The sequence below is a fragment of the Streptomyces sp. NPDC021212 genome, assembly GCF_044332925.1.
Classification (GTDB): domain Bacteria; phylum Actinomycetota; class Actinomycetes; order Streptomycetales; family Streptomycetaceae; genus Streptomyces.
The window spans coordinates 1-12023 of sequence record NZ_JBIRPZ010000007.1 but is presented as its reverse complement, the minus strand read 5'-3'; the positions used below and the strand labels follow the sequence as shown (position 1 = coordinate 12023).

Genomic DNA, 12023 nt, shown 5'->3' with positions numbered 1-12023 from the left:
GTGTCTCCTCCACGCCTCGTTTTACGGGTGGGTGTTGATGTACTGGGTGGCCTTCTCCTTGTCCTTGCTGGTCAGGAGGAAGGCGGGCTGGAGCTGTACGGCGGGGACCTTCTTGCCCTTGATGATGTCCACGGCGGTGTTCACCGACATCCGGCCCATCTTGCGCGTCTGCTGCACCATGGTGGCGTCGATGGTGCCCTGTCGGACGGCCTTGAGCCCGGCGATGTCGCCGTCGAAGCCGACGATCAGGCGCTTCTTGTGCGAGCCGGTCGCCTTGACGGCCTGGGCGGCGCCGAGCGCCATCGCGTCGGCCTGGCCCCACAGGATGTCGATGCCGGGGTGGGCCTGGAGCATGTCCTGGGCGACGGAGTACGCCTTGTCCTGCGCCCAGTCGGCGGGCTGCTGGGACACCACCTTGATACCGGGCGCCTTCTTGAGCGCCTGGCCGAACCCCTTCTGCCGGTCCACCTGCGGGGTGGTGCCGATCTGGCCCTGGAGGATGGCGAGCTGCCCCTTGCCGCCGGACTCCTTGGCCACGTAGCCGCCCAGCGTCCGCGCGGCCGCGACGCTGTCGCTGGCGATGAACGACTTGCCGGGCTCGCCGGGTGGGTTGCGGTCCACGGTGACCACCGGGATCTTGGCGCGGTTGGCCGCCTTCACGGGGACGCCGGCCGCCGTCGCGCCCGCCGGGATGTAGATGATGGCGCTCACCTGACGGCTGATGAAGTCCTGGATCTGGTTGACCTGGGTGGCCGCGTCGCCGTGGGCGTCGGAGACGACGACCTTGATGCCTTTCTTTTTCGCCTCGGCGGTCACCGACTGTTTGATCTGGTTGAAGAAGTCGGCCTGGAGGTTGGCCACGGCCAGCCCGATGGTGATCTGTTTGCCGTCGGCGGTCTTCGCACCACTGCCGCCGCGTCCGCAGGCGGTGGCGCCGACCACCAGGGTGGCCGCGATCCCGGTGGCTATCACCACGCGTGTGGTCGCTCGTGTCTTCATGGGAACCAACTCCTTGGCTTGTGCCCGGGGGGGAGAGAAGAGGAGAGGAGGAGGGGGAGCGTCAGCGCGCTTCGCGGCGGCGGAGCACGTCGAGCATGACGGCCAGCGCGATCACCAGGCCGATGACGATCTGCTGGATGAACGGCGAGACCCCCAGCAGGTTGAGGCCGTTGCGCAGCACCCCGATGATGAGGACGCCGAACAGGGTTCCGGTGATCGAGCCGACGCCGCCGCTGAGGCTGGCCCCGCCGATCACCACGGCGGCGATGGTGTCGAGTTCGTAGCCGGTGCCCGCGCTCGGCTGGGAGGAGTCCAGGCGCATCGTCAGGAAGACCCCGGCCAGGCCCGCCAGCAGACCGGTCACCGTGTAGACGAGCACGGTCCGCTTCTTGACCTTGATCCCGGCGAGCCGGGCGACCTCGGCGCTGCCGCCGATCGCGTACAGGGCGCGGCCGCCGCTGCGGTAGCGCATGTACGCCCACCCCGCCACGTACAGGGCGCCGAGTACGGCGGTGCACGCGGTGAAGACGCCGATGTACCGGTTGGTGGACAGGTTGTCGAACCAGTCGGGGAAGCCGACGATCTGCTGCCCGTCGGTGATGACGTTGGCCAGGCCGCGGGCGATCGACATCATGGCCAGCGTGGCGATGAACGGTGGCAGCTTGGTGTAGGTGATGCCCAGCCCGTTGGCGAGCCCGCATCCGCCCGCGACGGCGATCGCGGTCACCGCGCTCAGCCACAGCGGCCATCCCTGGTCGTGCGAGAGCCAGCCGACCACCATGGTCGCGAGGGCCAGTACGGAGCCGACGGACAGGTCGATGCCGCCCATCACGATGACCGCGGTCATGCCGAGCGCGAGCAGACCGAGGACGGCGGTCTGGTCGACGATGTTGAGCAGATTGCTCTGGGTGAGGAAGTACGGCGTCGCGATGAAGAAGACGACGCACATGGCGAGCAGGCCGAGGGCGGGGCCGCGCGATCCGGTGAGGACGCCCGTCACCCAGGACGGCAGCTGGAGGCGGTGGGTGTCCGAGGGGGGTGGGGGAGCGTCAACAGCCGGTGCGGCGTTGCCGGTCGTGCTCATCGAAACCTCCGAGGGTCCTCCGACGTCGTCGGAGCTAGTTCATGAACATCCCGCCGTCGACGTTGATCGTCTGGCCGGTGATGTACTCCGCCTCCCGCGAGGCGAGGAAGAGCAGCAGGTTGGCGATGTCGTCATGGGTTCCGGCGCGGCCGAGGGGAATTCCCGCGACCCACTCGGCCATCAGCTCCCCGGGCGCGTAGCCGCCGAGCAGCCGCCCCCACGCGCGGTCGTTGTAGTCCCACATCTCGCTGCCGACGATTCCGGGGCAGTAGGCGTTGACCGTGATCCGGTCCGCGGCGAGTTCCTTGGCCAGGGACTGGGTGAGGCCGACCACTCCGAACTTGCTGGCCGCGTAGTGCGGTGTGTAGACGAACCCCTGCCGCGCCTGTCCCGAGGCGGCGTTGAGGATGCGCCCGCCGTGTCCGTACCGCCGCATGGCGGCCGCCGCGGCCTGGGCGCACAGGAAGGTGCCGGTGGTGTTGACGGCGAGGACCTTCTGCCAGTCGTCGTGGGTCAGCTCTTCGAGCCTGCTGATGGTGATGACGCCCGCGTTGTTGATCAGGACGTCCAGCCGTCCCCAGGTGGACTCGGCGAGCGCGAAGGCGCGGGCCACGTCCTCGGGCGAGGTGATGTCGGCCCGGACGCCGAGGGTGCGGGTGCCGCTGTCGGCGGCCAGTTCCGCGGCCGTGTCCTCGACGGAGGCGGCCGTGTCCACCAGCAGGACATCGGCGCCCTCGTCGGCGAACCGGGCGGCGATCCCCAGGCCGATGCCGCGCGCGGCCCCGGTGACCACGACGCCCTGTCCCGCGTATCGCGCTGTCATGACGCTCCTTGGGCGGCCGAGGGTTCGGGGGTGCGGTGCGGTACGGCGGTGGGCGGGGCGCCGTCGCCGGCCGACGGGGTGTCGTCGCCGGTGATGGCCTGGAGGCGGGCCCGGCGTACCGCCGTGTGCCAATGCGCGAGCCTCCCGGCCCGGGTGGTCTCGTCGCCGTCCGGCGCGTAGGTCTCGCGGGGCCGGTCCAGCCGCTCCAGGGCGGCCCGGTCCCACACCCCGCGGGTCAGCCCCGCGAGATGGGCGGCGCCGAGGGCCGACAGGTCGCGGGCCAGGGCCCGTTCGACGCGCCGCCCGCTGGTGTCGGCCTGGAGCCGCATCAGCACCGGGTTGCCGGTCGGCCCGCCGTCCGCGAGCAGCCGGGTGACCGGGCCGGTTTCCCGCTCGACGGCCGCCACCACGTCCTCGACCTGGAACGCGATCGACTCCAGCGCGGCCCGTGCGAGGTGCCCGGCGTGGGTGCCCAGGGTGAGCCCGCTGATCAGGCCCACCGCGTTCTCGTCCCACCAGGGCGCGCCAAGACCGCCGAAGGCGGGGACGACGACCACGCCCTCGCTGCTGTCGGCGGCCAGCTCCGCCAGCTCGCCGGGGCCGTGGCCGAGCACGCCCGCCAGCCAGTTCACGGTGGCGCCGGTGGAGCGGACGTTCCCCTCCACCGCCCACGTCGGGCTGGAACCTGTCTGCCAGGCGACGGTCAGGCACAGCCCGGAGGAGACCTGGGCCGCGGAGGGAACCACGGCCATCACCGACGACCCGGTGCCGTACGTCGCCTTGACCGTCCCCGGCGCCCAGCCCGCGTGGGCGAACAGCGCCGCGTGGGAGTCACCGAGGACCGCGGTCACCGGCACCCCGTCGGGCAGCGGTGCCAGCCCGCGGGTGCCGGGGAACGGGCCCTGTGACGGTACGACCTGGGGCAGCACCTCCGGCGGTACGTCGAAGATCCGGGTCAGCCGCCGGTCCCAGGCGCACCGGCGCACATCGAGCAGCTGGGTGCGCGCCGCGTTGCCGACCTCGATGAGATGGGCGCCGCCGAGCTTGAACAGCAGCCAGGAGTCGACCGTGCCCAGGCACAGCTCGCCCGCACGGGCGCGGCGGCGGTCGGGGTCGTACCGGTCCAGCAGCCAGGCGGCCTTCGGGGCCGAGAACATCGGGTCCAGCGGCAGCCCGCTGATCTCGCGGACCAGTTCCGCGTGGGGGACGGCCCGCAGCAGCGCCGGGTCGCCCGCGGTGCGCTTGTCCAGCCAGCTCACCAGCGGACTCAGCGGTTCCCCGGTCGCCCGGTCCCACAGCAGCAGCGACTCGCGCTGGGTGCTCAGGCCGATGGCGGCGACGCGCGAGGCGTCCTGGCCGACGAGGCAGGCGGCGACGGCCCGCCCGCAGCCGGCCCAGATCTCCTCCGCCGACTGTTCCACCCACCCCGGTGCCGGGGTGGACAGCTCCAGGGGGACCGAGCCGTGGGCGACGATGTCCCCGCCCCGGTCGACCAGGATCGCCTTGGTCGCGCTGGTGCCCTGGTCGATGGCGAGGACGAGCGGGTCAGCGGTGCTCATGGGACAGCAGCTCCCGGGCGGCGACGGCGATGCCGTCGGCGGTCAGGCCGAAGTGTTCCAGCAGGAAGGAGGCGCTGCCGGTGGGCGCGAACCTCCGGTGCACTCCCAGGATCCGCATGGGCACCGGACGGTTCTGGGCGACGACGCCGGCCACCGCCGCGCCGAGCCCGCCCGTGGTGGTCGCCTCCTCGGCGGTCACGATGCCGCGGGTCTCGCGGGCGGCGCGCAGCACCGCGTCGATGTCCATCGGTTCGACGAAGGTCATGTTCAGCACGCGGACGCCGATGCCCTCGGCGCGCAGCGTCTCGGCGGCGGTGAGCGCCCGGGAGACCAACGTGCCGACGGCCATCACCGTGACGTCGTCCCCTTCGGTCAGCTGGAGGGACCGCCCGGGCTGGAACGGCGCGTCCCGCGGGGTGACGGCGGGGATCTTGAACCGTGGGATGCGCAGGTAGACCGGGCCGTCGTGGGCGGCGGCCCAGCGGACGGCGGCGCGTGTCTGGGCCGGGTCGGCCGGGACCGCGACGGCGAGGTCCGCGATGGCCCGCATCCACGACAGGTCCTCGATGGAGTGGTGGGTCGGCCCCAGCTCCCCGTACGCCAGGCCGGGGCTCTGGCCGCACAGGACGACGGGCAGCCCGTTGTAGGCGGCGTCGGTCTTGATCTGCTCGGTGGCCCGGCCGGTGAGGAACGGGCCCGCCGCGCTCACGAAGGGGATGAGCCCGCCGTTGGCCAGCCCGGCCCCGACGCCCACGAGGTCCTGCTCGGCGATGCCGACGTTGATCAGGCGCTCGGGGTACAGCTCCCGGAAGCGCACCAGGTTGCTCGATCCCACCGAGTCGTTGCAGACGGCGACGACGCGCGGGTCCTCGGCGGCCAGGGCGATCAGCTCCTCGGCGAACGCCTGGCGGCAGTCGTAGGTCTGTGCGGCGTTCTCGGGTATGAGTCCGGTCGTCATCGGCTCAGCTCCTCCAGGGCGGTGCGCACCTGTCCGGCGTCGGGCACCTTGTGGTGCCACTCGACCCGGTCCTCGATGAACGACACGCCCTTGCCCTTGACGGTCCGCGCGATCACCGCGACCGGCCGGCCGGCGGGGGAGGGGCGCAGCGCGTGCAGCAGTCCCGCGTGGTCGTGCCCGTCCACCTCGCGCGCCTCCCAGCCGAAGCTGGTCCACTTCTCCGCCAGCGGCTCCAGGCGCTTGGTCTCCTCGGTGCGGGCGCCCTGCTGGAGGCGGTTGCGGTCGACGATCGCTGTGAGGGAGCCGAGGTCGTAGTGGGCGGCGGTCATGGCCGCCTCCCAGTTGCTGCCCTCCTGCATCTCGCCGTCGCCGAGGACGACGTACGTGCGGTACGAGCGGCCCGCGAGCCGGGCGGCCAGGGCGCAGCCGACGGCGACGGGGAAGCCGTGGCCCAGCGGTCCGGTGTTGGTCTCGACGCCGGGGACCTTGGTCCGGTTCGGGTGGCCGTTGAGCGCGGAGAGCGGGGCCATGAACGTGGACAGCTCGGACACCGGGAAGTAGCCGCAGTGGGCGAGCGTGGCGTACAGGGAGGCCGCGCAGTGCCCCTTGCTGAGGATGAACCGGTCGCGGTCGGGTCTGTCGGGCTGTGCCGGGTCCACGTCGAGCACCCGCCCGAAGAGGGTGGCGAGGATGTCGGTCACCGACAGGTCGCCGCCGATATGGCCGAGTTGTGCCTTGTCGATCATGTGCACCACGGCCCGGCGCACCTCGGCGGCCAGCAGTTGGAGCTCGCGGACCTGTGCTTCCGGGGCTTCATCGGCGATGTGGCGGCGGCGCGCCCGGAACCGTTCGGCGCCGGCTGGGTCTGTGCTGAGCATCTGAACGTCCTTGGCGTGAATATTTATTCACTAGTGAATTGTGTTGCCAGGAAACGTAGGTCGCGTTTCAGCCAGGTGTCAATGGGTTGCGCAGGGGCTCCTCGCGGCTCCCTGGGAACGGTTCACGTCGATGCCATCGTCAGTCCGCCGTCCGGTCACCGGCTGTCGGCGGCACGTGATTCCATGAGCGAATGTTCGAAGACTTTCTCGCCAGTGATCTCTCCGAGGTGGAGCAGGCGGTGCGCACCGCGGCCGCCGTGGAGATCATGCCGCGCTACCGGCAGCTCGCCGCCCACGAGATCGTGGAGAAGAAGGGCCCGCACGACCTGGTGACCACCGCCGACCGGCAGGCCGAGGAGCACCTGACGGCCTCGCTCACCGCGCTGCTGCCCGGGTCGGTCGTGGTGGGCGAGGAGGGGGTGCACGCCGATCCCGGCCTCCTCGCCCACCTCCGCGGCGACGCGCCCGTATGGATCGTCGACCCGGTGGACGGCACCCGGCAGTTCGTCCACGGCGAGCCGGGCTTCGCGACCCTCGTCGCCCTCGCCCACCACGGCGAGCTTCTCGCCTCCTGGACCTACGCCCCCGCGCAGGACCTGATGGCCGTCGCGCGCCGCGGCGGCGGCGCGGTGCTCAACGGGGAGCCGCTCCGGGCCGGTGCGCCGGAGCCCGGCAAGCCCCTCGAAGTCGCCATATCCCACTACGACTTCACCACCGACCTGGAGAAGCGCGCCTTGGCCGGGCTGCGGACCGACGGCGTGGAGCCGCGCCCCTGCGGCTCGGCCGGTCTGGAATATCTGAACATCGCCCGTGGCCGGCTCGACGCGATCGCCTTCACCTGGGAGAACGCCTGGGATCACGCCGCCGGGCTGCTGCTGGTCGCGGAGGCGGGCGGGGCGAGCGTGACGCTCTCGGGCGAGCCGTTCCGTATCGCCGGAGGCAACGCGCTTCCCTTCACGGCGGCGCGGAACGAGGCGACCGTACGGCATATCCTGGGCCTGCTGGCCGCCGCCGGCTGAGTGGATTCGCCGGCCCCTCATGGGCCGGGCCAGGGGGTGTCTTGCCGATCATGCCAGGCGTCGGGAGCCCGGCATGATCGGCAAGACACCCCCTGAGGACGAGGACCTCAATGACGAGGAGGAGGCCGACGTGCCGTCGATGCTCGACGCGGTAGTGGTGGGGGCCGGGCCGAACGGGCTGACCGCGGCGGTCGAACTCGCCCGCCGCGGCTGCGCGGTGGAGATCTTCGAGGCCGCCGACGGGATCGGCGGCGGCTCCCGCACCGAAGAGCTGACCCTGCCCGGCTTCCGGCACGACCCCTGCTCCGCCGTGCACCCCCTCGCCATCGGCTCCCCGGCGTTCGACCGGATGCCGCTCGCCCGGCACGGCCTGGAGTGGCTGCACCCCGAGCTGCCGCTCGCCCACCCGTTCCTGGACGGCAGCGCCGCCGTGCTGGCCCGCTCGGTCGGCGAGACGGCCCGGTCACTCGGCCCGCGCGACGCGGGCGCGTACCGGCGCCTGGTCGCGCCGTACGTCGGCCGCTGGGCCACATTCGCTCCCGATGTGCTGCGCGCCCAGTGGGACGGGGTCCCGCGCGACCCGCTGACCTGGGCCCGCTTCGGGCTGAACGCGGTCCTGCCGGTCTCGCTCCTCAGCCGTCGCTTCCACGGCGAGAAGGCGCGGGCCATACTCGCCGGGCTCGCCGGCCATGCCATCGCCCCCACCAGCGGCCCGGCCACCGCCGGCCTGGCCCTCATCTTCGCGATCGCGGCCCATGAGGTCGGCTGGCCGGTCCCGCGCGGCGGCTCCCAGTCGATCGCGGACGCGCTCGGCTCGTACCTGCGCGAACACGGCGGGGTCATCCACACCGGCGCGCAGGTCAAGCGGCTCGACGAGCTGCCCCCGGCCCGCGCGTACATCTTCGACACCTCACCGCGCGCCCTCGCCCGGATCGCGGGTCTTGGCAACGCGTACCGGCGCTACCGCTACGGGCCCGGCGCCTTCAAGATCGACTACGCGCTGGACGGCCCGATGCCGTGGACCGCGCCGGAGGCGCGCCGCGCCGGGACCGTCCACATCGGCCCGACCGCGGGCGAGATCGGCACCGCCCTGCGCTCCGCCTTCGACGGCCACCCCCCGGCCGTCCCCTTCCTGATCTCCGCCCAGCCCAGCCTGATCGACCCGACCCGCGCCCCCGAGGGCAAGCACACGTTCTGGGTCTACGGCCACGCCCCCAGCGGCTGGACGGGCGACCTCACCGACGCCATCGAGCGCCAGCTCGACCGCTTCGCCCCCGGCTTCCGCGACCTGGTGCTCGCCCGTGCGGTCGCCGGTCCCCCCGCACTCGCCGCCCGCAACGCCAACTACATCGACGGCGACATCGCCTGCGGCGCCTTCGAGGGCCTTCAGTCCGTCATCCGCCCCCGGCTCGCCCGCGTCCCCTACGCCACGCCCCACCCCGCGGTCTTCCTCTGCTCCTCCGCCACCCCGCCTGGCCCCGGCGTCCACGGCATGTCCGGCCACCACGCGGCGCGCGCGGTGTGGCGGCGGCTGCGGGGACCCGCCGGTTAGCGGGTCCACCGGCGTGCACCGGCCCTAATACCAGGCGGTCGCGGCCAGGGTCTGGTTGTCGCAGATCAGGACGGCCCGGCTCGGGCGGCCGTCGGGGTTGCCGAGCACCTTGGTGTTCGCCGAGGTGCTGCCCGGGTCGACCGTCTCCAGCACCCACACGATCTTGGAACCGTCGAGCCGATTGCTGTGCGCCGCACAGCCCTGCGGGGCGTTCTCGATACGGGCGTACGAGCCGCAGCCGGAGTTGCGGAAGTACTTGAGCGTGATCGTGTGCCCCTGGTACACCGCCTTCTTCGTCGCCCCGCCGGGCACCTTCGGCTGGGTGTAGCGGCCCGCGCACGCGGTCTGCTCGGGGTAGCGGCCCTCGCCCGGCAGAGTGCCGTAGCTCGCGCTCTGCCCGGGCGCGGCCTCGGCCGTGAGCGGGGTGAGGGCCGCCAGTCCGAACGCGAGGGCGGCGCCGCGGAGTGTGCGCCGCAGGCCGCGTCGGCGAGGGCCCTGCTCGGCCCGGTTCGTCGTCGAGGTCATGTCCGTCGTCCTCCCGGAGGTCGGATGGGTACGAATGCGCTGAAAACGCATCCAAGGCTGCCCAGTCGCGACCCGGTCCGCCATGACCTACGGTGCGTGCCTACAAAACCGATCGAGATCGTAAAGTGCGGAAATCCTAGTGCGGGATGGTGTCGATGACCTCGCGCGCGCCCTGCCGCAGCAGCGCCACCGCGACCGATGTCCCCAGGGTGGCCGGGTCCAGCGGGCCCGCCCACTCGTGGGCGTCCAGCACCGTCTTGCCGTCCGGGCTGAAGACCCGGGCGCGCAGCGACAGCCGCCCGTCCCGCTCGGCCTTGGCGAAGCCCGCGATGGGGGAGTTGCAGTGCCCTTGGAGCACGTGGAGCAGCATCCGCTCGGCCGTGATCTCCTTCCACACGTCCGCGTCACCGAGCCCGGCGACCGCGTCGATGGTGGCGGTGTCGTCCTCCCGGCACTGCAGCCCCAGCACCCCGGCCCCGATGGGCGGGCACATCGTCTCCACGGGAAGGATCTCGGTGATCACGTCCGTACGGTCGATCCGCTCCAGCCCGGAGACGGCCAGCATCAGCGCGTCGCAGTCGCCCGCCGCCAGCTTCTCCAGCCGCCGGTTGGCGTTGCCGCGCATCGGGACGCACTCCACATGCGGGTGGGTGACGGCCAGTTGGGCGACGCGCCGCACGGACGAGGTGCCGATCCTGGTCCCCTCCGGCATCTGGTCCAGCGTCAGCCCCTCGGGATGGATCACCGCGTCCCGGATGTCGTCCCGCTTGAGGTAGGCCGCGAAGACCGTGCCCGCGGGCAGCGGCCGGTCGGCAGGCACGTCCTTGATGCAGTGCACCGCGAGATCCGCCTCGCCCGCCAGCAGCGCGGCGTCCACCTCCTTGGTGAACGCGCCCTTACCGCCGAGCTTCGACAGGTCGCCCATCCACCGGTCGCCGGAGGTGGTGACCGGCACGACCTCCGTACGGATACCCGGCCGCAGGGCGGCCAGTTCGGTGCGGACCCGCTCGACCTGGGCCAGGGCCATGGGGGAGGAACGGGAGACGATGCGGATGAGTTCGGCGGACGACATGGCGTAGAGGATAGGCCCTCCGCGGGGGCCCTATTGCCCGGCCCCCGGGAACCCCTCCGCGACCAGCGCCGCGAGGTCGATCTCGCCCGGGATCGTCAGATGTTCGTCGTACGGCACGACCACCACACCGCGGCACCGCGCCCGGAACCGCTCGGCCGGGTCGTCGTTCGGCCGGGCTCCAGCTCGAACCGGAAGACCTGACGGAGTCCTATGAGTCCCAGTCCTGCAGCTGCTGGAGCAGGTCGGCGTCGCCCTCCATCCGCAGCGAGCCGGCCGGGATGCGCATGTACATGAGCAGGGCCATCTCGCTCGCCGTGCCGTAGATGGCGGCGGTGGGCTTGCTCTCCGCGGCCTCCGCCGCGGTGAGGCGGGTGAAGCGGGAACCGGCGGCGTCCACCGTCTGGCGCCAGGAGCCAGCCTCGGCTGCGTGGTAGTCCATGGTGGCGGGCTCGCCCGGCCACGGGACCGTGCCGGTGCAGACGGTGGCGAGGAACTCCTCGATGGCGTCGCCCGCCTCGGTCGTCGGCAGCTCCTGCGGGGTACCGGAGGCCAGCTGGGCGTCGTAGGTGTGGATCAGCGACTCCGGGACGCGGCGGCGGGCCACGGCGGCCACCGTGTGCGGCGAGGCCAGCGGCTCCCACCAGGCCCAGCAGCCCCGGTCCGGGCCGGCCTCGCGCAGAGCAGTAAGCAACTGCTCCGTCGAGTCGGCCAGCCAGGTTATGAGGGCCTCGCGCTCCCTGGGCGCCGCCAGCCCGTCCTTGCTCGGCCGCTCGTCGCCCGGCGCGGTGTTCAGCACGATGTAGGCCCAGAAGCGGTCCCCCTCACTGAGGTGGTTCGCCAGGTCGTACAGCGTCCAGCCCGGGCAGGACGGGACGTCGGCGTCGAGGCTGGGGGCCGCGGCGACGGTGGCGCGGAACGCGGCGGACCGCTCGTCAATCATCCGCAGCAGGGTGGGTAAGTGGAGATGCTCAGTCACACAGACCATGTATCACCCGGACCGGAACTCTCGCACTCGATTAAGACCGCCCGGCAGTAGGCGTGCTGGGCGCTCTGAGTGAGCCTGATGCCGGTGGCCGGGACGTGCGTGCGGAGCTTGCAACGACACGAGCGGAAGCAGCAGCCCCTCACTACCAGCAACCGCAAGGTTTCCCGGCACGATGCGGGCAGCATCGCGATCGGGCGACGCGCCCTCGGGCATCCGATCCGGCGACGGACGGCACCGCCCCACGACGACCAATGAGGTCTCCCCTGCTCGAGCGAAGCCGAGAGCTTGGGGAAGATCGCCGTGGGGCATCGGACCGTCCAGGCCCGACCGGATGCCCGACGGCGTGAGGGACCCCGCCCCCGCCTTCCCGGACCACGGACGAGATCCGTGCCGCCCGGCAGCGGAGCGAACGCGGGCGACCAGCGAGCCCAACACCGTTCGGAGCGCGCGGCTGAGCGACAGTTGTCCTGGAAACAGGACTCACAGTGATGATTGCGGTGGCACCGCCTGGAGACCTGACTCGAGGACTCACTGGCGCTTCGGCTGTCTTTCGGGAGAACCGTCGGTCT

General features: G+C 72.1%; 11 protein-coding genes and 1 pseudogene. 3 read left to right on the top strand and 9 right to left on the bottom strand.

The features are described 5' to 3' along the window. Positions 1 to 21: 21 nt before the first annotated feature. The 6 genes from ACH4SI_RS19555 to ACH4SI_RS19530 form a co-directional block, all read right to left on the bottom strand. Positions 22 to 999 (bottom strand): sugar ABC transporter substrate-binding protein, encoded by a 978-nt coding sequence (locus tag ACH4SI_RS19555; protein WP_398297163.1) that lies wholly within the window; start codon positions 997 to 999, stop codon positions 22 to 24. 61 nt (positions 1000 to 1060) lie between these two features. Beyond that, positions 1061 to 2083, bottom strand: coding sequence for an ABC transporter permease (locus tag ACH4SI_RS19550; RefSeq protein ID WP_398297161.1), 1023 nt, complete (start codon positions 2081 to 2083; stop codon positions 1061 to 1063). Between the two features lie 34 nt (positions 2084 to 2117). After that, the gene (locus ACH4SI_RS19545; RefSeq protein WP_398297159.1) at positions 2118 to 2906 is read right to left on the bottom strand and encodes an SDR family oxidoreductase; all 789 of its coding nucleotides are present in this window, start codon (positions 2904 to 2906) and stop codon (positions 2118 to 2120) included. Next, positions 2903 to 4465 (bottom strand): FGGY family carbohydrate kinase, encoded by a 1563-nt coding sequence (locus ACH4SI_RS19540; RefSeq protein ID WP_398297157.1) that lies wholly within the window; start codon positions 4463 to 4465, stop codon positions 2903 to 2905. The genes ACH4SI_RS19545 and ACH4SI_RS19540 overlap by 4 nt, the downstream gene beginning before the upstream one ends. Then, positions 4452 to 5423: a transketolase family protein gene (locus ACH4SI_RS19535; RefSeq protein ID WP_398297155.1), complete on the bottom strand. Its 972-nt coding sequence runs from the start codon at positions 5421 to 5423 to the stop codon at positions 4452 to 4454. Before ACH4SI_RS19535 ends, ACH4SI_RS19540 begins: the two co-directional genes overlap by 14 nt. After that, positions 5420 to 6301 carry a transketolase gene (locus tag ACH4SI_RS19530; RefSeq protein ID WP_398297153.1) on the bottom strand — a complete coding sequence of 294 codons (882 nt, stop codon included), beginning with the start codon at positions 6299 to 6301 and terminating at the stop codon, positions 5420 to 5422. The genes ACH4SI_RS19535 and ACH4SI_RS19530 overlap by 4 nt, the downstream gene beginning before the upstream one ends. 191 nt (positions 6302 to 6492) lie before the next feature. Between ACH4SI_RS19530 and ACH4SI_RS19525 the strand changes: the two genes are divergently transcribed. Continuing rightward, the gene (locus tag ACH4SI_RS19525) at positions 6493 to 7320 is read left to right on the top strand and encodes an inositol monophosphatase family protein (RefSeq protein ID WP_398297151.1); all 828 of its coding nucleotides are present in this window, start codon (positions 6493 to 6495) and stop codon (positions 7318 to 7320) included. Positions 7321 to 7459: 139 nt separating this feature from the next. Next, positions 7460 to 8872: a phytoene desaturase family protein gene (locus ACH4SI_RS19520; protein WP_398297965.1), complete on the top strand. Its 1413-nt coding sequence runs from the start codon at positions 7460 to 7462 to the stop codon at positions 8870 to 8872. Positions 8873 to 8896: 24 nt separating this feature from the next. Here the strand turns inward: ACH4SI_RS19520 and ACH4SI_RS19515 are convergent, their stop codons facing one another. The 3 genes from ACH4SI_RS19515 to ACH4SI_RS19505 form a co-directional block, all read right to left on the bottom strand. After that, positions 8897 to 9397 carry a hypothetical protein gene (locus ACH4SI_RS19515; protein WP_398297149.1) on the bottom strand — a complete coding sequence of 167 codons (501 nt, stop codon included), beginning with the start codon at positions 9395 to 9397 and terminating at the stop codon, positions 8897 to 8899. A gap of 136 nt (positions 9398 to 9533) precedes the next feature. Further along, the gene (gene hemC, locus ACH4SI_RS19510; protein ID WP_398297147.1) at positions 9534 to 10469 is read right to left on the bottom strand and encodes a hydroxymethylbilane synthase; all 936 of its coding nucleotides are present in this window, start codon (positions 10467 to 10469) and stop codon (positions 9534 to 9536) included. 208 nt (positions 10470 to 10677) lie between these two features. Next, positions 10678 to 11445, bottom strand: coding sequence for a maleylpyruvate isomerase family mycothiol-dependent enzyme (locus tag ACH4SI_RS19505; RefSeq protein ID WP_398297145.1), 768 nt, complete (start codon positions 11443 to 11445; stop codon positions 10678 to 10680). Between the two features lie 138 nt (positions 11446 to 11583). Here ACH4SI_RS19505 and ACH4SI_RS19500 point away from each other — a divergent pair. Further along, a pseudogene (locus ACH4SI_RS19500) lies at positions 11584 to 11943 on the top strand (hypothetical protein); the annotation flags it as partial. Positions 11944 to 12023: the final 80 nt, after the last annotated feature.